The organism is Paenibacillus sp. J22R232, from assembly GCF_056269165.1.
Map to the genome: position 1 here is coordinate 222,717 of NZ_JBWDNK010000005.1, position 18,386 is coordinate 241,102.

Sequence of the window (18,386 nt, forward strand, 5' to 3'; positions counted from 1 at the left end):
AAGCTTGAAAGTACACTATACAACGGTCTCACCCCCAACTCCTTGCGGGCTTGATTTCAAACCCGCTTGCTTCGGTGCCGGCGGCGCCATCGTAGGCGGTGATTTCCGTCTATACCAACGGTCCGCGAGTATGGCAGCCGAGGTAGCCACAAAAGTAGCGGCTAACGTCGTTCCGATGATTTCCGCCGGGTTAGCGGATCCGTAATTCATTCGGATAGCAATCAGAGTGGTCGGAATAATCGTAATACTGGAAGTATTTAAAGCCAAAAGCGTACACATCGCTGGCGTTGCCGTGTCTGGGTTAGGATTCAGCTTCTGCAGCTCCTGCATGGCTTTAATTCCCATTGGCGTTGCTGCGTTACCCAAACCGAATAAGTTGGCGCTTAGATTGCTCATGATATATCCAATTGCCGGATGATTGCGCGGTACGTCAGGAAACAGCTTTCTTACTAGCGGCCCTAGCATTCTGGCTAGCGTCTGCAGCAGACCGGCATCTTCCGCTATTCGCATCATGCCAAGCCAAAACACCATTATGCTGATTAACCCAAAGCTTACGGTGACGCCCGATTTGGCGCCTTCGAAGGCAGCCTGCGTCACCGCATCCATTTTCCCTGTTACCGCTGCAACAATGACGCTTGCTACGATAAAAAACAGCCAAATCCAGTTTACCATTGTGGTCGCCTCCCCAAGCTACGCAACTGCATGTCAGTATCAACCGGCGTCTCCCTCGCCAAGCTGATTTCAACGTACGAATAATGCATCCAGCACTTTTAATAAAGAACCCATCATCTTGTCATTTCTGCCTTGATGCTCTGCTTTTCGAAACTCCGCTAAGGATTGTAGCGCTTTTGGTGATTTCGAAGGCTGATCGAGATTAGGGCTTGCCGTATCATACACGGGAACTGAGCCGATAAGCCGATTGCCCATATACCATTCAAGCAATCCTCTCTCGCCAAAGGTCGACCGTATGGAATCAACGTTGTGAAGCACTAAGCGGGATTGGATGTCATCCGTTTCGCCATCGGCAACCGGATACATGAAGGATTGTCCGATCGTGTACGGGTAACCGGCTATTTGCTGGCCTTTCACCACTATTTCTTGAAGCGGATAATGCTTGAAGCCCCAATCAAGCATCTTCCGATGATCAGACCAATCATCCCCGTCATTAATCGTTACCGCAGCTAGCTGTTGGCCCTCTCTCGTTGCCGAGCTTACAAGGCATCGGAGCGATTTTTTAGTGTAGCCGGTTTTCACACCGTCCGCACCTTCATACATCGTCAGCATTTTGTTTTTATTCGTATAGCTGTACTCCCATTTTTCATGAGGGTTTGGCACCTTTTTGACGCGCGTGCTTACAATTTCGGCAAATACGTCATTTTTCAATGCATATGCGGTTAGCTTGGCCAAATCGTTCGCAGACGAATAATGCCCCTCCTCGTCCAAGCCATGCGGATTTTTGAATTGCGTATGCGTCAAGCCAAGAAAAGTTGCTTTTTCATTCATCAGATGCACGAAGCCTTCCTCCGAGCCCCCTACATGCTCCGCAATAGCCGTAGCTGCGTCATTTCCGGATCTAAGCATGAGCCCGTATAGCATATGAAGGAGAGTCATCTCCTCGCCTAGCTGAAGATAGATTGAAGAGCCTTCCTTGCCAACCGCACGCTTGCTGGTTTTCACCATGTCGGTCAGCTTGCCGTTATCGATAGCTACGATAGCTGTCATGATTTTAGTTAAGCTTGCAATACGCATCGAGGTGTCGCCGTTGCTGCTGTAGATCAAACGGCCGCTTTCTACGTCAATCAATGCCGAGCCCTTGGCATTCGTGTAGAGCGGACTCGGACTTGCGATCGCCCTCTCGAGACCGCTTGTCCCAATCAGTAAAGCCAGCATAAGCCCAAGCGCAACGATTTTTCGCATTTTGCCGACATACATTTGCGTTCTTGCCCCTCTCCTTGCGATAGTAGATATAGCCTGTGACCCTTTCAGTATATGCTTGTACATTACGCTCTAGACGAAAAACAGCCAACAAAAAATGAAAAACTGCCCTCTCGGGCAGTTATGTCATAAGAGGTGATCGTTAGCGTCCACATGTCCGCTAATAACGGTTGGTGACGGATCAACATATGCAGCTGTGCTGGACGGCTGTTTCATCATCGATTGCAGCTTATCAAACACATGCGGAGCTGAATCGATAACGCGCTCCAGCAAATGCGTTTGATTATCGAGCGGTACGATTTTCACGCCATGCGTGCCAACTACGAGAAAGGCGATAGGCGTGATGGATACGCCGCCCCCGCTTCCGCCGCCGAATGGCATTGCAACTGATGCATGCTGCGCATCGGATTGGTTCTTATGATCGACGTCATCAAGCCTGATGTCGCTGCCTCCTGCTACAAATCCGAAGCCTACCTTTGAGATCGGCATAATAATGCTTCCGTCCGGCGTTTGAACAGGGTCGCCAACAATCGTATTGACGTCAACCATTTCTTTAATATTTTCCATTGCGGTTTGCATTAAGCCTTGAATAGGATGTTCTGCCATGCTTTGACGCCTCCTTTCATCTTCCTCATCCGAACCAAAAGCTGAAGTCCGGCAAGAATAGCATAACCGAAGCGGATTTGGGCTATGCATGACCATTCCGTAGTGAAAGCGGTTCGTTGATAAATCGGCTGCACATTCATTTTAGGCTCTGTTTTCAGCTTTACCATCTGGGATATCAACCCGATAATCGAAGTTTTGACGGACCAAACCAATCCCGTTGACATCGCTGTCCACATGGCATCGCCCGTGCCGACCGAGGTATTCCAATTCCACTCCAAAAGGCGAACCTTCGTCAATGTTTTTCTGGCCCAGCCCGTCAGATTGCGCGTCATTTGCAGCAGATGCTTAAACTTATCGATCGCGGATACAACCTTATCCGCGTCGATATCCTCATTAAACTCTTTCCACGTATTGATGCCTGCGCTCGTTTTCGAGACTTCTTCCTTTAGTTGGACCGATGTTCCGGTAAATTGTATAATCGGTACTTTCAAGGTATAACGGATGATTCCAAAAAGTGCTTTTATGTTCACTTCAGCGTCATCATTATGCCCAAATCTCCGCAAATGCCCTTTAATGACAACTTGAGAGCTAAGTACCATTATTAAAATGAGCAAAAAAAAGAGACTGGCCGCCGTCATCCAACCGTAAGGGTAACTGAGCATCATGATGCTTCCTCCGTTTCCCTAATATGGGTTGAATATAGTATGACCCGGCGGCCAAATCTCATTCTTTAATTTCTTCGATTGTCATTTGCTTGCCATCCAAACGCTCGAATAACAGCTGCGTTTGTTCCTCTAACGCATCGTCGATATCGACGTTGCCAGGCTCCGGCAGCTCCTTGATTGAGGGTAGTCCGAAATAATCCAGAAATGATTTCGTTGTTCCATATAAGATCGGTCGTCCGATTTGCTCCGCTCGTCCGACTTCTTCGATTAAATCCTTGGAGACGAGCGACTGTATCGCACGGTCGCTCTTTACACCGCGAATTTCTTCAATTGAAATTCGCGTAATGGGCTGACGGTAAGCTACGATCGAGAGCGTCTCGAGCGCAGCCTGCGAGAGCTGTGAACGAGTCGGCGTATAGGCCATTCGCTCAAAGTAAGGCGCATGCTCCAAATGCGTGGTTAACCGATAGGATGCCGCAACCTCTGCAATCTGAATGCCGCGGCCCTCGCGTTCCAGATCTCGCTGCAAATCATAGACGAGATCCGACGCAAGATCAGCATCCAGCTCCAAAATATCCGCGAGCTGCCGTTTGGTCAAGCCTTCATCCCCTGCCATAAAAAGCAGACCCTCAATAATCGTCTTCAACTTCTGATAATCCAATTTGTGACGACTCTCCTCTCCAATGAATAACGATGTCGTCGAAGAGCTGGTGTTGAAAGCAACGAATATGCTTCATCTTCATCAGCTCCAGAATCGCGAGAAAAGTAACTACGATTTCATGCCTGTCCATATTTTCTCGAATGAGCCGAGAAAAACGAACCGTTTCGAACTGCTTCAGCACATCAACAATATCGCGGATTCGATCCTTCACCGATATCTCGTCCCGTTGGATCGTTGATACGACATTACGCCTCGCTGCCCGGCGCAGAGCCTTCTGAAAAGCCGAAATTAAATCGGAAAGGTGGACGCCTTCTACCGGATTCACCTTTTCTTCCTTCATAAAAGGCGACATATCCTCCGGCTCGCGCGAATAGACGAGGCTGCGCTCGACTTCCTTCTCGCGCAGCTGCTCGGCTATTTGCTTGAACTTTCGGTATTCCACGAGCTTCTGAATGAGCTCGTCTCTCGGATCAAGCCCGTCATCAGGCCAATCCTCGTAATCATCCTCAAATACGGGGGGCTTCGGAAGAAGCTGCTTGCTTTTTATCGCCAAGAGAGTAGCCGCCATCACTAGAAACTCACTCGTAACCTCTAGCTCCAGCTCCTTCATCGCATGCAAGTAATCCATATATTGAATCGTTATCTCGCTGATAGATACTTCATGGATATCGATCTCGGCTTTGTCGATCAAGTGAAGCAATAGATCAAGCGGCCCCTCAAAAGAATCCAGCTTATAAAGCACCGACACTTACATTTCCTCCTGCCCAGCCTTATCTTCGCTGCTTAGCCTTGCAATTGCTTTGTTAAATTCGCCATTTCAATTGCACTGGCAGCTGCTTCATACCCTTTGTTGCCTGCTTTCGTTCCAGCGCGCTCGATCGCTTGCTCAATCGAATCCACCGTAAGCACGCCAAAAATGGTAGGCACTCCTGTTTTTAGCGCAATCGCAGCAACGCCTTTAGCCGCCTCGTTGCAAACAAAATCGAAATGCGGAGTTGAACCGCGAATAACCGCACCTAGCGTAATGACTGCATCGTATTTGCCGCTTTCGGCCATTTTTTGAGCGATTAGCGGAATCTCGAACGCGCCCGGAACCCAAGCAACTTCAACATCGGAATCCTGTGCGCCATGGCGTTTGAATGCATCAAGTGCGCCTCCAAGCAGCTTGCTCGAAATAAACTCGTTGAAACGTCCTACTACTACTCCGTATTTTAAACCTTCCGATACTAAATGTCCCTCATAAATTCGTGTCATTTGTCATCTTCCTCTCGTTATTTTAAATGATGTAGTCATTAAATTAAATAATGTAGTCAATATCTTCAAAGCTGAGCAAATGTCCCAACTTGGATTTCTTCGTTCTCAGGTAGCTTTTGTTGTCTTCCTTCGTTTCCATCTGAATCGGCACGCGTTCTATTACCTCGAGGCCATAGCCCTCAAGTCCTTTGATCTTGCGCGGGTTGTTGGTCATCAAACGCATCTGACGGACGCCAAGATCCTTCAGAATTTGCGCGCCTATTCCATAATCGCGCAAATCGGCCGGAAAGCCAAGCTTTAAATTTGCATCTACCGTATCAAGGCCCTGCTCCTGAAGCTCGTAAGCCTTCAGCTTATTGATAAGGCCAATCCCTCTTCCCTCTTGGCGCATATATAAAAGAACGCCGCTGCCCGCTTCCTCGATCTGCCGAAGCGCAGCCTCCAGCTGCGGTCCGCAGTCACAACGGTGCGAATGGAATACATCCCCGGTCAAGCATTCGGAATGTACTCTCACCAGCAGCGGAACCTCCGCATCGATCTCACCTTTGACAAGTGCGATATGCTCTTTGTTGTCAACGAAATTCGTATAGGCGATTGCGCGGAACGTTCCGAAATCGGTAGGAAGCTTTACGTCGACTGCACGCTCGACCAGCTTTTCCTTCGCGTTGCGGTATTGGATCAGCTCTTGAATCGTAATGAGCTTTAGATTGTGTTTTTCTTTGAAAACCAGCAAATCAGGCAGCCGAGCCATCGTTCCGTCTTCGTTGATAATTTCGCAAATCGCGCCTGCCGGCTCAGAGCCGCACATAATGGCAAGATCGATCGCTGCCTCAGTATGCCCTGCACGGCGAAGCACGCCTCCCGATTTCGCAATCAAAGGAAAAATATGGCCAGGCCTGCGGAAATCAGAAGCTTTGGTCGACGGATCGATGAGCGCCTTCACCGTTTGTGATCGTTCATAGGCCGAGATTCCTGTCGTCGTTCCTACATAATCGACGGATACAGTGAAAGCCGTGCCATGGTAATCCGTGTTATGCGTAACCATTGGCGGCAAATCCAGCTGCTCTGCACGCTCTTGGGTAATCGGAACGCATACAAGGCCTCTAGCCTCCGTAATCATGAAATTAATAACCTCTGGTGTCGTACGGTCCGCCAAAGCGATTAGATCGCCTTCATTCTCGCGATCCTCGTCATCAACGACAATAATCGGCTTGCCTTGCTTAAGATCCTCCAGCGCATCTTCGATTTTATCAAATGGATTGTTCTCTATATGCTCCATTCGGAATTCCCTCCTTTGTGACTATTATGCTTGTATATACATGTTCAAAGCTGTGCTCGCCTGTTGGCTTATGGCCTAGTCCTATAAGAAACCATTTTCCATCAGGAAAGAGGTACTCAGCTTGGACTCTGCTCTTATGTTCTCGGACTTTTTAAAATTAAGCAGATGGTCAACGTATTTCCCGATTACGTCGCATTCAATGTTGACCGTGTCTCCGGCATGCTTATGCTGCAAAGCTGTTTCTCCAAGCGTATGCGGTATAATGGAAACGGCAAAGGAGTGCGCGGTTGTATCCACCACGGTAAGGCTTATGCCATCGATGGTTATGGAGCCTTTTGGAATAACATAGCGCAGCATGTCTGCGTCATTCAGATGAATGTGATATACGACTGCATTAGCATCCGAATGGCGTTTCATGATTTTCCCCGTGCTATCCACATGCCCTTGAACAATATGCCCTCCGAAACGCCCGCCTGCCAGCATGGCACGCTCTAAATTTACTCGCTCTCCTGCCCGCAGCTCTTGAAGATTCGACTTCCGGTACGTCTCAGGCATCACATCAGCCGAAAATGAAAATCGATCAAATGCCGTAACCGTCAAGCATACGCCATTGACTGAAATGCTATCTCCGAGCATAACGCCGTCGGTGACGCGGTCTGCGCCAACGACGATACGCATCGCTTCGCCCTGCTTCGCGATTCCTTTCATTTTCCCCACTTCTTCCACTAATCCGGTAAACATGGGCTTCCTCCTTAAAGGTTTGCTGGAAGCAAACCTACTCCGTAAGCATTAACTTAGGTTTGCTGGAAGCAAACCTACTTCGTAAGCATTCACTTAGGTTTGCTCAAAGCAAACCTACTCCGTAAGCATTCACTTAGGTTTGCTGGAAGCAAACCTACTTCGTAAGCATTCACTTAGGTTTGCTTGCTGCAACGATAGCATACCTACTTCGTAAGCATGATTATGACTTGTTCGTCAGGTTAATAGACCGGGTAACCGGACACGCAGATGTCCTCGCCAGCCATTTCAACGCTGACACGTTCGAGCTGTACGGCATCCGCCATTTTCTCATACCCTGCGAACGTGAACGTGCCAGGAGCATGCAGCCCGCCGATAATTTTGGTAGCATAATAAAGAATGATTTTATCGATAAGACCCGCTTCGAGCATCGCTCCATTCAACTGACCGCCGCCTTCCAGCAGGATCGAACCAATCTCAAGTGCGCCAAGCTTCGCCATGCCGTCAACCAGATCGACCTTTTCCCCAGTTCCGCAGATTATGATCTCGATGCCTGCCGCTTCCAGATCTCGCCGCCGTTCCTCGTTAGCCTGGCTGGAGGTCAGTACGATTGTCCGCACCGTGCGGTCAACGACCACGCGGGCAGTCAACGGCAATCGAAGCTTTGAATCAACGATGATTCTTACCGGATCAAGCGCTGGAACAGCAGCTCGCGTATTCAGCAGCGGATCGTCAGCAAGAACCGTTCCAATGCCTACCATAATCGCCTCATGCTGATGACGGAGCGTGTGAACCTGCTCGCGGGCAGTCGCGCCGGTTACCCAGCGGCTGTCACCTGTGCTGGAGGCGATCTTGCCATCAAGCGTGCTTGCCGTTTTTAACGTGACGAACGGCATTCTAGACGTAATGTATTTGTTGAATTTTTCATTTAATTGCTGAGAGCGTTGTTCGAGCACGCCTACTGTAACCGCAATGCCTTCTTCCCGCAGCCTTGCGATGCCCTTACCGGACACCTCAGGATTGGGATCGCCGCTGGCAACGACAACTCGCGCTGCCTTCGCTGCGATAATACGTTCACAGCATGGAGGCGTTTTGCCAAAATGGCTGCATGGTTCAAGCGTAACGTAAACCGTCGCTCCTTCAGCCTCGGCACCAGCCATTTGCAAAGCATGAACCTCCGCATGCCCGGTACCCCGCTTAAGATGCGTTCCGATTCCGATTATTCGCCCATCCTTTACGACTACGCAGCCGACGACAGGATTAATGCCCGTCTGACCGGAAGCTTTGGCTGCCATATCGAGCGCAAGCCCCATATAATACTCATCATTTAAAATGTCCAACAACAAAAAACACCCCTATCGGCAATCAATCCGAAGGGGTGATGAAAGATAACAATAGGTAACTACGACAAAACCGATCGGCGTTGTCGGCTTTATGTCCCGACTAATCCAATTTGCATATTCTGCAATTTCGGTTTGTAAAATACGCTAAAGAAACAAGCCTAGTTCACATGTGAAATAAAGCACACATGCAAATAAACGGATTGCTATAGCTGTCGAAGCATCCCCTTCTCCCATCCAGACTATACTGTCGGTCCCGGATTTACACCAGGTCCACCGTTCTAATTCGCTGCCACCGTCCATAAGGACTACTGACAAACCGTTAGCCCGGGTCACGGACTGACGGACAGCATAGAGGTTCGGTTGTCCGATCCCGCTATGCTTGCCCGATCACCGCCGGTTAGGAATTTCACCTGACCCCGAAGGAAAGCTGCACTTACATAATTATAGTTAGTATATTAACACTAAATTGATTCAACTTCAACCTTTTCCATTTTGTCTCCGCCTTTGAACGCATCAACAAACTCCATGCCTTTAGAAACCTTACCGAAAACAGTATGTCCACCATCCAAATGCGGCTGTGGCGCATAGCCGATATAAAATTGGCTGCCGCCTGTGTTACGGCCTGCATGGGCCATAGCAAGCGAACCGCGCTCGTGTTTATTCGGATTGATCTCGCAATCGATTTGGTAGCCAGGTCCGCCTGTCCCTGTTCCGTTCGGGCAACCGCCTTGAGCGACGAAGCCCGGAATAACACGGTGGAACGTTAGTCCGTTGTAGAAACCGTCGTTAGCAAGCTTCTCGAAGTTTGCTACAGTGTTCGGCGCGTCTTGATCGAATAGATCGATAAGAACCTCTCCGCCGTTTGCTAGTGTGATTTTTGCTTGTTTTGCCATTGCTGCATCTACCTTTCTTTTATCCAGATAAGACTACGTTACCAATTTCGCCCTTATTTCGCAAGCGGTGATTTTTGAAGTCTTGCCGGAATGACGTCATTACATACGATATTTTCTAGCGATTCCCGTTTAACGGCAAGGTCTGCCTGGCCGTCTTTAACGAAAACAACAGCCGGACGACGAATGCGGTTATAGTTGCTCGCCATTGCATAATTATAAGCACCCGTACAGAAAACAGCAAGCAGATCTCCGTTTTCAGCTTTCGGCAATTCCAAATCCCAGATTAGCATATCGCCGCTCTCACAGCATTTGCCCGCAATTGAAACCGTTTCTTCAACCGCATCGTTCGCGCGATTCGCAAGCACAGCTTCGTATTTGGATTGGTATAGAGCTGGGCGGGGGTTGTCCGTCATACCGCCGTCTACTGCGATGTATTTACGAACGCCCGGAATGTTTTTGCTTGTGCCGACTGTGTATAGGGTTGTTCCAGCATCGCCAACCATGCTGCGGCCCGGCTCTACCCAAATTTCAGGCAACGGGAATTCCGCATTCGTGAAATTCGTAATAATCGCGCCTGTAATCGCAGCTACGTATTCGCTGATCGGAAGCGGAGTATCGCCTTCTACGTAACGAATGCCGAAACCTCCGCCAAGATTGATTACTTTAAACGTAAGGTCAAGCTCATTGCGGATTGCAACCGCGAAATCAGCTACCTTGTCCACAGCCATACGGAAACCTTCAACCTCGAAGATTTGCGAACCGATATGGGAATGGACGCCTAGAATGATAAGGTTAGGCAATGCAAGCGCTTCTTGAATCGCTTGTTTCGCTGCGCCATTGCCTAGATCGAAGCCGAATTTGGAATCCTGTTGGCCTGTAGAAATATAATCATGCGTATGGGCTTCCACGCCTGGCGTAATGCGAAGCAAGATGTTGACTTTTTTGCCTTTGTCGCCAGCGAGCGCGTTCAACAGCTGCAGCTCCATGAAATTGTCAACCACAAAGCAGCCAATTCCCGCATCCAGCGCCATATTGATTTCCTCAGGCGTTTTGTTATTTCCGTGGAAATGAATGCGCTCAGCCGGGAAACCAGCTTGCATTGCCGTATAAAGCTCTCCGTCAGATACAACGTCAAGCGACAGTCCTTCTTGCTCTGCGATTGCGCACATTGCCATTACGCTGAACGCTTTGCTTGCGTAAGCGACTTGGAATCTCAGGCCGGAAGCTTTGAACGCCTCGACGTATTCACTTGCGCGCTGACGAACGAGAGCCTCGTCCACAATATAAAGTGGCGTACCGAACTGTGCAGCCAAATCAGCTACGTCGCAGCCGCCAATTTCCAAATGTCCTTGAGTGTTAATTTTACTAGTTCCATGCAGGTACATAATTTCCCCTCAGCTTTCTTCTATCTGCTTGCAGATAGAACGGATAGAATTTGCATCAATAGCACAAGTATAACGCAATCTACCCGCCATGCGAAATGGATAAATCCACATTTCATTTGCATTTTGTGAATTCACTCCGTCTTCGGCATTTTGTCTCGCTGCTGCGGTCTCAGATTGTTGGGACGCGTGCGGTTGTACAAAACAGGCTGCCGAACGATAATACTCCACATCGCTCTTAGATCAAACGGAATAAATGGCCACATGTACGGACGATTGAAGGAACGCTCCATCGTGAGCAGGATGATTATGGCTGTCGTAGCTATAACGAAGCCAGGAACGCTGAAGGCGGCCACCGATACGATGAGCACCAGCCGTACGATACGGTTCGCTAGACCAAGCTCATAGCTTGGCGTTGCAAACATACCGATTGCCGCAACCGCCATATAGAGGATTACTTCATTTACGAAGATACCCGTCTGCACGGCGATATCGCCAATCAGAATGGCGGCTACGAGTGACATGGCCGTCGCCAGAGACGTTGGGGTATGTACCGATGCCATCCTTAGCAAATCAACTCCGATTTCAGCTAACAGAAACTGTACGACAAGCGGCAGCTTCGCCGTTTTATTGGGTCCTAAAAACTCAAGCGCCGGCGGCTTCAGTTCCGGATGCATGACGAACAGCAGCCAAAGCGGCAGCATGAATAAAGAGGCGAATATCCCGATAAATCTGACCCAGCGCAAATACGTGCCGATAAACGGAGTTTGTCGATTCTCTTCAGCATGCTGCATTAAATCCGAATAGGTTGTCGGCAGAGTCATGACGCTTGGCGAGGTATCCACGAATACGGCCACGTAGCCTTCCAATAAATGCGCGGCAACCGTATCCGGCCTCTCCGAATACCGTACGAGCGGGAAGGGATTCCAACCCCGCTTTACGGTTGACTCCTCCAGCTGCTTATCTGCAAGCGGTAGACCGTCAATCTTTACCATCGAAATCTTGTCTTTAATCGATTTCAGCAGTTCTTTATCCACAATGTCGTCAATGTAAGCTATGCATACATCCGTTTGCGTCCTCTCTCCTACTCTAACGATCTCATAACGCAGCTGAGGATCACGGAGCCGCCTTCTAACAAGGGATACATTGACCATTAGCGTTTCCACGAATCCGTCCCTGCTGCCCCGGACAACCTTCTCTAGCGAAGGCTCCTCCGGCCCGCGCGCAGGAAATGCTTTCGCGTCAATCATAACGACGCTCGATTCGCCGTCAATGAACAAAGCAGTACCGCCGGAGAGTACGCCTGTCAGCATACTGTTCCAATTATCCTCTTTTGTGGCCTGAGCAGCTGGTACATATAGATCTAGAAAGGAATGAAAGGCATGTACAGACAAATCCTCTGGCTGCAAAAACGTTAAACGTTTGAGTACCTCGGTAAGCAGCGTATCTTTGACTAAGCCGTTCATGCACAGCATAGCTGTGCGACGATCCCCGAAGGTCATCTCCCTGACGACCACGTCAAAGCTCGTTTTATAACCGATCTCGTTTTCCAGACGCGACAAGACCTCGTCTAAATCAGTTGGAATCGGAACAACTTCTTCCTTGCCTTTCGAGTCCGCGACTGAACCTTCTGTCTTTTTATTTTTGTTTGTGAAAGCAGCATTACCGGACCCACCCTGCCTTCCTCGAGATTCTTCCCGCTGCTGTTCCTCCGGAATGTCCATCATGACCGGAACCCAGTTCCGATCTTTGCCTTGATGTTCATGAGAATCATTATGCTCGTTATGTTCGTTATCCTTCATGTACCTTCACCTCGTTTATTATGAATTACCACTGAAACACAAGCCAATCGAACAATGAGCCCAACGTTTTCCCAAGCACCATAGCCATTACGAGCGCGACCATATAGGAAGATAAATTCATTCGTTTGGCGAGAATCGGAAGCACATTCATGACCTCAGTCAAAGCTGCGGCCAGCATGCCGACGAACATGCCGTCAATTAATCCCGCCCCGCTCAAAAAAATGCCGGAAGGCATGGAAAGCTTCCAGTTCATGAAATCAGCGAACGTCCAGTAGAGGGAGCCGCAAATAACTGCCGTCTCGAACCAGATGGACATACGGTAAGCATTCGCAACCTGTGCAAGCCTTGGAATAAGATCCAGTACAATCAAAAGGGCAACCAACCCGCTTCCAACCGCAAGACCTCCCGCTAAGCCGAGCAGAACGACGAAGATCGTGGAGCCGATGCTAATCATGCTGATTGCCATTCGTCTGATCGTAATCGGATTTTTTTCGCATCTCATCGGCAATGACATAGGCATTCACGTTTTCTTGATACATGTAAAGCTCAACCTCAAGCGGATTTGGCTCCTCATTGAATCTTTTGCGGAAAAGGTGGTTGAAGAACAAAACCATCCCTAGCCCTATACCAAGCGAGTATGGGATTTGGAACCAAAGCGGATGCTCGGTGCGCTTTCCGGTTATGAGCTCAACGATGCGAATATGAACCTCCTTCATGCTGACGTCCGTATGGAAATTCATAATGGCAAGGCCCGCTCCAAAAAACAATAGTAGCCAAGCAAATATAAGCACAGGAATTCGCGGTTTGACAGGCTTCTCTGCAATCATCACCAACACTTGAGGGTCTCCGTAAGCTTCTACCGTCAGACCGGGCTCTCGCTCGCGAATGGCTTTGACGATCTGAAGCAAATCGATGACGACTCGGTTGCCGTCTGCCTTTTTGTGCTCGTACAGCACGAGCGCCTTTAATTTCTCTTCAAGCGCGTCATCCTTAGCCAGCAGCCTTGCCGCTTGGCCTAATGTGACCCGTTGGTTCGGTTTCGTGTAAATTCGTTTTTTTAGACGCAGATAGAGGACCGAATGGTTAGGTATTGCCATCTGTCATCTTCCCTTCTGCATAAACTTTGGTGGATGTTTCCCTTTTAGTATGAGATAAGGTCGATTCGGATACTCATGCAAAACGAGGTAAAAAATAGAAAAGACCAAATCGCCTATAAGGCGATCTGGTCTCTGATTGACTGCAATATTTTTTTCTCGAGCCGGGATACCTGAACTTGTGAAATCCCCAGCCTGCTGGCAACCTCGGATTGCGTTTTGTCACGGTAATAGCGCAGGTATACGATTAATCGCTCGCGTTCGCTGAGGCCCTCTATGGCTTCCACGAGCGCCAGCTTATCGAACCACCGGTCCTGAGACTCATCCGCGATCTGGTCCATCAAGGTGATGGGATCGCCATCATTCTCAAATACCGTTTCGTGGATCGATGTCGGCGGCTTGTTCGCTTCTTGGGCGAAAACGACTTCCTCTGGCGTTATGCCAAGGCGTTCTGCCACCTCGCTGATCGTCGGCAAGCGGCCCAACGTTTTGGAGAGCTCATCCTTCATTTTACGCACCTTATTGGCCGTTTCCTTAAGCGATCTGCTTACCTTTAACGTACCGTCGTCCCGTAAAAAGCGTTGGATCTCCCCAATGATCATGGGCACTGCATAGGTGGAAAACTTCACGTCATAGGACAAATCGAATTTATCTACCGACTTCAGCAATCCGATACAGCCGATCTGGAACAAATCCTCGGGCTCATAACCACGATTGATGAACCGCTGCACGACTGACCAAACAAGCCGGATATTGCACTGTACGAGTGTATCCCTTGCAAGCGTATCCCCGCTTTGACTTAACGCAATAAGCCGCTTTACTTCCGCGTCATCCAGGTATGGCTGGGCCGTCTGTTTTAGATTGACATCCATGAGGTTCAACCCCTATACGCTAATTGTAAAGCGCTTTTTTCGATTCGATTCGTTTCAACATGGCTACTCGCGTTCCGCCATCGATGCGGCTCGATACTTCAAATCGGTCCATGAAATTTTCCATGATCGTAAAGCCCATTCCAGAGCGCTCAAGCTCGGGCTTCGATGTATATAGCGGCTGGCGCGCAAGCTCCAAATCCTCAATGCCGCGGCCGCTGTCAGAGACGGTAAGCGAAACAGAATCGCCTTCGATTCTTGCCTCGATCGTGACCTCGCAGGTTGGATCATTCTCGTAGCCGTGAATAATCGCATTCGTAACAGCCTCGGAGACCGCGGTCTTCAAGTCGTTCAACTCCTCGAGCGTCGGATCGAGCTGTGAGACGAATGCAGCAACCGCAATACGCGCGAAAGCTTCGTTCTCCGATCGGGCGCTGAAGGAAAGCGTCATTTCATTGGATCCGTTCATGACACCACCTCCAAACTGGAAATTGCATTTCGCTCATTATCATGAATCGTTAAAATTTTGAATAAGCCTGACATTTCGAACAAGCGGTGGACATTCGGATTTACGTCGCAAACGACCATTTTCCCGCCCTTGCTCTTCACCTGCTTGTATCTTCCCAGAATAACGCCAAGGCCGGAGCTGTCCATAAACTGCAGCTCCTTCAAGCTGAGAATGACATGCTCGCTGCTGCCGCGCAGAATGGCCTCTTCCATCTTATAGCGCACGACATCGGCTGTATGGTGATCCAGCTCGCCTCGAAGCCTTACGATCAGCACATTGCGGTATTGCTCCAATTCAGCTTGCAGACTCATTATGCTGTTCATCTCCTCTAGGTTTTTTCAAACATAAGAAAGAATAAACCAAACCTTGTATCCCTTCCTTACATTTCACCGTGCATCGCCGACTGACCTGCGGTGAGTCAGAATCAGAAGAGCTGCACATGCCGAGATAGAACTAGCAATTCTCTAAATGGAGAGGCTTTTCCTGCATGCCGACAAAACTAGAAGCATACCGCTAACAGCTGACAAAATCCGAGCGCCTTTCTGCATGCGAATTCCCATATGCCTATTTCTTCATTCCGTTTACGTAAACAATCCGGAGAAAGAGCGCTTCAGCAATTTCCACCAGCCGGCGCGTTCCACTGACAATGGCGCATCCACGTCAAATTCTTTGAGAACCTGGCTTCCTTGATAGACGACCAGCTTGCCGATCGGTTGTCCAATCTGTACGGGAGCTTTTATTGGCCCATCGATTTTCAGCTCGTAACGGATATCCTTCGTTTGGCTGCCTTTTTTCAGAAGCACGCTATACGTGTGCTTCGCAACGAGCGGAAGCTCCGGTGCGGTGCCCTTTTCAATCTGCAGCGTCCCCATCGACTCGCCTTCTTTTATTATTGAGTGGTTCATATATTGGGCAAACGAATAATCGAACATTTGGGATACTTCGGCATTTCGGGTTTTAGTGTCCGGCTCGCCCATGACCACAGCGATAACGCGCATGCCGTCCCGCTTGGCCGTCGCCGATAAACAATATTTCGCTTCGCTGGTAAAACCCGTTTTCAAGCCGTCTGCCCCGCTATAGAAACGGACAAGCTTATTCGTATTAACTAACCAGAAAGGCTTCTCTGATGTTTTCCGCAAATAGTCCTGATAAAGCCCCGTATATTTGGTCACCTCGGAATGCTTCAGGAGCTCCCGTGACATAACCGCAATATCATGCGCCGATGAGAAATGGTTAGCAACGGGCAATCCGTTCGGATTCGAAAATTGAGTGTCGTTCATGCCAAGCTGCTGTGCCCGCTCATTCATCATAGCGACAAACTGCTGCTCCGTACCTGCCAGCTTCTCTGCCATTGCGACGGACGCGTCATTGCCTGAGGCTAGCGCTATCCCTTTAATCATATCGTCAACGGTCATTTCTTCTCCCGGTTCAAGGAAGATTTGCGAGCCTCCCATCGAAGCGGCGTATTCGCTAGTCTGCACTTTGTCCGAAAGTTTGATCTTTCCGTCATCCAGCGCTTCCATGATCAGAAGCAGGGTCATGACCTTTGTAATGCTTGCTGGCGGCAGCTTGTCATGGCTGTTTTTCTCGTAAATGACTGTACCGCTATCCGCATCCATCAAAATGGCAGACCTTGCGGACTGCGCTAAGCTAGCGCTTGGGGCTTGATTGGAAGGCGCCGGACCTGGCGCAGGCGTAGGCTCGACTGCAGCAAAGGCTGCAGCAGGCATCGCAAGGGCGAATGCAAGAATAAGTATACATAGCTTCATAGAACGGTTTTTCAACTGGATCTCCTCCTGAAAAGTGTTATGCTGTGAGCTTGTTTCGTGAGCATTCGCATAATAATCGTGCAGCATGCGGCGATTGCGACACAAATCGCTTAGCTTTCTCTTCTCAGTGTTGACTTGTAGGCTGGAAATTATTCCAAATCGATAGAATGATTTAAATAGCAAAAAATCCGCTCTCCACTAGGGAGAACGGATTTTAATTCAGAGCTTATTGTTTTATTGCTAGTATCTCTGTACGCCTTGTGACGTAATGACGGATAACAACAACGCGCGCGGCTCGGGCTTTGTCTCTGAAATCGTATAGGCTGCTCTCACCTTGACCGCGACTTCCTTAGCCGTTTCATTTGCTTCACGTACATGCAGCAGCGCCAGCGTATCCCCGGCATCTACAGAATCGCCGACCTTTTTGCGAAGCGTTACGCCGACTGCGTAATCAATCTCCGCATCCTTCGTTGCCCGTCCAGCTCCAAGAATCATCGCTGCGAGCCCCAGCTGCTCCGCTTCGATCGCGCTCACGAAGCCAGAATGCTCAGATGTAACCTCTACGATAACGGGAGCTTGCGGCAGCTGCGCCGGATCATCTGCTATAGAAGCATCGCCGCCCTGGGCTGCGATGAACGATTTGAATTTCTCCAATGCTGCTCCATTCCTGATTTGCTCGCGGAGAAGCTCCTTTGCAGCGTGCACCGAATCGGACTTTCCGCCGAGCACGACCATATGGGCACCGAGTGTCAGGCATAATTCCGTAAGATCCTCCGGACCATTGCCTTTGAGTGTCTCAACCGATTCCTGCACCTCCAAAGCATTACCAATGGCAAAACCGAGCGGCTGATCCATATCGCTTATGACGGCAGCCGTGTTCCGGCCTACCTCCGTACCGATATCTACCATTGCGCTTGCGAGCTTCTCGGAATCCTCCAAGGTTTTCATGAATGCTCCGCTGCCCGTCTTGACGTCAAGCACAATCGCGTCTGCACCAGCAGCGATTTTCTTGCTCATGACTGAGCTAGCGATAAGCGGAATCGACTCCACGGTCGCCGTAACATCCCTTAACGCATACAGTTTTTTGTCGGCAGGAGCGAGATTGCCGCTTTGACCAATAACCGATAAGCCAATATCATTGACCTGCGACATAAACTTCTCGCGCGAGAGCTCCGTGCGGAAGCCTTCGATCGATTCAAGCTTATCTATCGTTCCGCCAGTATGACCCAAGCCGCGACCAGACATTTTGGCAACAGGGACGCCTACCGAGGCAACCAACGGCCCCAGGATCAACGTTGTTTTGTCACCAACTCCGCCTGTGCTATGCTTATCGACTTTGATTCCGCTAATCGGGCCAAGATCGACCTGATCCCCAGAATTAGCCATCGCCAGCGTCAAAGCTGCCGTTTCCTTCGCGGTCATGCCACGAAAAAAAACAGCCATTGCCCATGCAGACATCTGGTAATCTGGAATATCGCCGCGGGAATATCCGTCAATCAAAAATGTAAGCTCTGAAGCGGTCAGCTCGCCACCGTCTCGTTTCTTCTGTATGATATCTACCGACCGCATATCCTTCTCTCCAATCGCC

At 49.4% G+C, this 18,386-nt stretch carries 20 protein-coding genes and 1 riboswitch; all 20 genes read right to left on the bottom strand.

What is annotated here, in order from left to right:
• Positions 1-15: 15 nt before the first annotated feature.
• The 20 genes from AC0YN3_RS17535 to AC0YN3_RS17630 all read right to left on the bottom strand — a co-directional run bounded on the left by AC0YN3_RS17535 (position 16) and on the right by AC0YN3_RS17630 (position 18,367).
• Positions 16-672, bottom strand: coding sequence for a nucleoside recognition domain-containing protein (locus AC0YN3_RS17535; protein WP_475776282.1), 657 nt, complete (start codon positions 670-672; stop codon positions 16-18).
• Between the two features lie 69 nt (positions 673-741).
• Positions 742-1,932: a D-alanyl-D-alanine carboxypeptidase family protein gene (locus AC0YN3_RS17540; protein WP_475776283.1), complete on the bottom strand. Its 1,191-nt coding sequence runs from the start codon at positions 1,930-1,932 to the stop codon at positions 742-744.
• Positions 1,933-2,061: 129 nt separating this feature from the next.
• A complete protein-coding gene (ytfJ, locus tag AC0YN3_RS17545) occupies positions 2,062-2,541 on the bottom strand; it encodes a GerW family sporulation protein (protein WP_475776284.1) in 480 nt (159 codons plus the stop codon).
• Positions 2,514-3,206 carry a DUF2953 domain-containing protein gene (locus AC0YN3_RS17550; protein WP_475776285.1) on the bottom strand — a complete coding sequence of 231 codons (693 nt, stop codon included), beginning with the start codon at positions 3,204-3,206 and terminating at the stop codon, positions 2,514-2,516. The genes ytfJ and AC0YN3_RS17550 overlap by 28 nt, the downstream gene beginning before the upstream one ends.
• Before the next feature lie 58 nt (positions 3,207-3,264).
• Complete coding sequence (gene scpB, locus AC0YN3_RS17555) at positions 3,265-3,867, bottom strand: SMC-Scp complex subunit ScpB (protein ID WP_183567877.1); 603 nt, start codon at positions 3,865-3,867, stop codon at positions 3,265-3,267.
• On the bottom strand, positions 3,836-4,615 hold the full coding sequence (locus tag AC0YN3_RS17560) for a segregation and condensation protein A (RefSeq protein ID WP_441942116.1): 780 nt from the start codon (positions 4,613-4,615) through the stop codon (positions 3,836-3,838). Before AC0YN3_RS17560 ends, scpB begins: the two co-directional genes overlap by 32 nt.
• A gap of 35 nt (positions 4,616-4,650) precedes the next feature.
• Complete coding sequence (ribH, locus tag AC0YN3_RS17565; protein WP_138753451.1) at positions 4,651-5,121, bottom strand: 6,7-dimethyl-8-ribityllumazine synthase; 471 nt, start codon at positions 5,119-5,121, stop codon at positions 4,651-4,653.
• Between the two features lie 43 nt (positions 5,122-5,164).
• A complete protein-coding gene (locus tag AC0YN3_RS17570) occupies positions 5,165-6,400 on the bottom strand; it encodes a bifunctional 3,4-dihydroxy-2-butanone-4-phosphate synthase/GTP cyclohydrolase II (protein WP_475776286.1) in 1,236 nt (411 codons plus the stop codon).
• Between the two features lie 81 nt (positions 6,401-6,481).
• Positions 6,482-7,141: a riboflavin synthase gene (gene ribE, locus AC0YN3_RS17575; protein WP_475776287.1), complete on the bottom strand. Its 660-nt coding sequence runs from the start codon at positions 7,139-7,141 to the stop codon at positions 6,482-6,484.
• A 239-nt stretch (positions 7,142-7,380) separates the two neighbouring features.
• Positions 7,381-8,478, bottom strand: a complete 1,098-nt coding sequence (gene ribD / locus AC0YN3_RS17580) for a bifunctional diaminohydroxyphosphoribosylaminopyrimidine deaminase/5-amino-6-(5-phosphoribosylamino)uracil reductase RibD (RefSeq protein ID WP_475776532.1) — start codon at positions 8,476-8,478, stop codon at positions 7,381-7,383.
• Positions 8,479-8,699: 221 nt separating this feature from the next.
• A riboswitch (FMN riboswitch) is annotated at positions 8,700-8,909 on the bottom strand.
• A gap of 33 nt (positions 8,910-8,942) precedes the next feature.
• Positions 8,943-9,374, bottom strand: coding sequence for a peptidylprolyl isomerase (locus tag AC0YN3_RS17585; RefSeq protein ID WP_138753448.1), 432 nt, complete (start codon positions 9,372-9,374; stop codon positions 8,943-8,945).
• A gap of 53 nt (positions 9,375-9,427) precedes the next feature.
• Complete coding sequence (lysA, locus tag AC0YN3_RS17590) at positions 9,428-10,759, bottom strand: diaminopimelate decarboxylase (RefSeq protein ID WP_183567891.1); 1,332 nt, start codon at positions 10,757-10,759, stop codon at positions 9,428-9,430.
• A gap of 131 nt (positions 10,760-10,890) precedes the next feature.
• Complete coding sequence (locus AC0YN3_RS17595) at positions 10,891-12,558, bottom strand: spore germination protein (RefSeq protein ID WP_475776288.1); 1,668 nt, start codon at positions 12,556-12,558, stop codon at positions 10,891-10,893.
• Between the two features lie 25 nt (positions 12,559-12,583).
• Complete coding sequence (locus AC0YN3_RS17600) at positions 12,584-13,024, bottom strand: stage V sporulation protein AB (RefSeq protein WP_475776289.1); 441 nt, start codon at positions 13,022-13,024, stop codon at positions 12,584-12,586.
• Positions 13,005-13,655 carry a stage V sporulation protein AA gene (locus AC0YN3_RS17605; protein ID WP_475776290.1) on the bottom strand — a complete coding sequence of 217 codons (651 nt, stop codon included), beginning with the start codon at positions 13,653-13,655 and terminating at the stop codon, positions 13,005-13,007. The genes AC0YN3_RS17600 and AC0YN3_RS17605 overlap by 20 nt, the downstream gene beginning before the upstream one ends.
• A 113-nt stretch (positions 13,656-13,768) precedes the next feature.
• Positions 13,769-14,524, bottom strand: a complete 756-nt coding sequence (sigF, locus tag AC0YN3_RS17610; protein ID WP_138753444.1) for an RNA polymerase sporulation sigma factor SigF — start codon at positions 14,522-14,524, stop codon at positions 13,769-13,771.
• A 19-nt stretch (positions 14,525-14,543) separates the two neighbouring features.
• Positions 14,544-14,990, bottom strand: a complete 447-nt coding sequence (gene spoIIAB, locus AC0YN3_RS17615; protein WP_183567906.1) for an anti-sigma F factor — start codon at positions 14,988-14,990, stop codon at positions 14,544-14,546.
• The gene (gene spoIIAA / locus AC0YN3_RS17620; protein WP_139994590.1) at positions 14,987-15,340 is read right to left on the bottom strand and encodes an anti-sigma F factor antagonist; all 354 of its coding nucleotides are present in this window, start codon (positions 15,338-15,340) and stop codon (positions 14,987-14,989) included. The genes spoIIAB and spoIIAA overlap by 4 nt, the downstream gene beginning before the upstream one ends.
• Before the next feature lie 270 nt (positions 15,341-15,610).
• Positions 15,611-16,798 carry a D-alanyl-D-alanine carboxypeptidase family protein gene (locus AC0YN3_RS17625; RefSeq protein WP_475776533.1) on the bottom strand — a complete coding sequence of 396 codons (1,188 nt, stop codon included), beginning with the start codon at positions 16,796-16,798 and terminating at the stop codon, positions 15,611-15,613.
• A gap of 240 nt (positions 16,799-17,038) precedes the next feature.
• Complete coding sequence (locus AC0YN3_RS17630) at positions 17,039-18,367, bottom strand: pyrimidine-nucleoside phosphorylase (RefSeq protein WP_475776291.1); 1,329 nt, start codon at positions 18,365-18,367, stop codon at positions 17,039-17,041.
• Positions 18,368-18,386: the final 19 nt, after the last annotated feature.

What these genes read in the sequence shown, in the direction of transcription:
- AC0YN3_RS17535 (WP_475776282.1), bottom strand. Translation starts at nt 672, where the DNA reads ATGGTAAACTGGATTTGGCTGTTTTTTATCGTAGCAAGCGTCATTGTT.
- AC0YN3_RS17540 (WP_475776283.1), bottom strand. Translation starts at nt 1,932, where the DNA reads ATGTATGTCGGCAAAATGCGAAAAATCGTTGCGCTTGGGCTTATGCTG.
- ytfJ (WP_475776284.1), bottom strand. Translation starts at nt 2,541, where the DNA reads ATGGCAGAACATCCTATTCAAGGCTTAATGCAAACCGCAATGGAAAAT.
- AC0YN3_RS17550 (WP_475776285.1), bottom strand. Translation starts at nt 3,206, where the DNA reads ATGATGCTCAGTTACCCTTACGGTTGGATGACGGCGGCCAGTCTCTTT.
- ribH (WP_138753451.1), bottom strand. Translation starts at nt 5,121, where the DNA reads ATGACACGAATTTATGAGGGACATTTAGTATCGGAAGGTTTAAAATAC.
- AC0YN3_RS17570 (WP_475776286.1), bottom strand. Translation starts at nt 6,400, where the DNA reads ATGGAGCATATAGAGAACAATCCATTTGATAAAATCGAAGATGCGCTG.
- ribE (WP_475776287.1), bottom strand. Translation starts at nt 7,141, where the DNA reads ATGTTTACCGGATTAGTGGAAGAAGTGGGGAAAATGAAAGGAATCGCG.
- AC0YN3_RS17585 (WP_138753448.1), bottom strand. Translation starts at nt 9,374, where the DNA reads ATGGCAAAACAAGCAAAAATCACACTAGCAAACGGCGGAGAGGTTCTT.
- lysA (WP_183567891.1), bottom strand. Translation starts at nt 10,759, where the DNA reads ATGTACCTGCATGGAACTAGTAAAATTAACACTCAAGGACATTTGGAA.
- AC0YN3_RS17595 (WP_475776288.1), bottom strand. Translation starts at nt 12,558, where the DNA reads ATGAAGGATAACGAACATAACGAGCATAATGATTCTCATGAACATCAA.
- AC0YN3_RS17600 (WP_475776289.1), bottom strand. Translation starts at nt 13,024, where the DNA reads ATGGCAATCAGCATGATTAGCATCGGCTCCACGATCTTCGTCGTTCTG.
- AC0YN3_RS17605 (WP_475776290.1), bottom strand. Translation starts at nt 13,655, where the DNA reads ATGGCAATACCTAACCATTCGGTCCTCTATCTGCGTCTAAAAAAACGA.
- sigF (WP_138753444.1), bottom strand. Translation starts at nt 14,524, where the DNA reads ATGGATGTCAATCTAAAACAGACGGCCCAGCCATACCTGGATGACGCG.
- spoIIAB (WP_183567906.1), bottom strand. Translation starts at nt 14,990, where the DNA reads ATGAACGGATCCAATGAAATGACGCTTTCCTTCAGCGCCCGATCGGAG.
- spoIIAA (WP_139994590.1), bottom strand. Translation starts at nt 15,340, where the DNA reads ATGAGTCTGCAAGCTGAATTGGAGCAATACCGCAATGTGCTGATCGTA.
- AC0YN3_RS17625 (WP_475776533.1), bottom strand. Translation starts at nt 16,798, where the DNA reads ATGAAGCTATGTATACTTATTCTTGCATTCGCCCTTGCGATGCCTGCT.
- AC0YN3_RS17630 (WP_475776291.1), bottom strand. Translation starts at nt 18,367, where the DNA reads ATGCGGTCGGTAGATATCATACAGAAGAAACGAGACGGTGGCGAGCTG.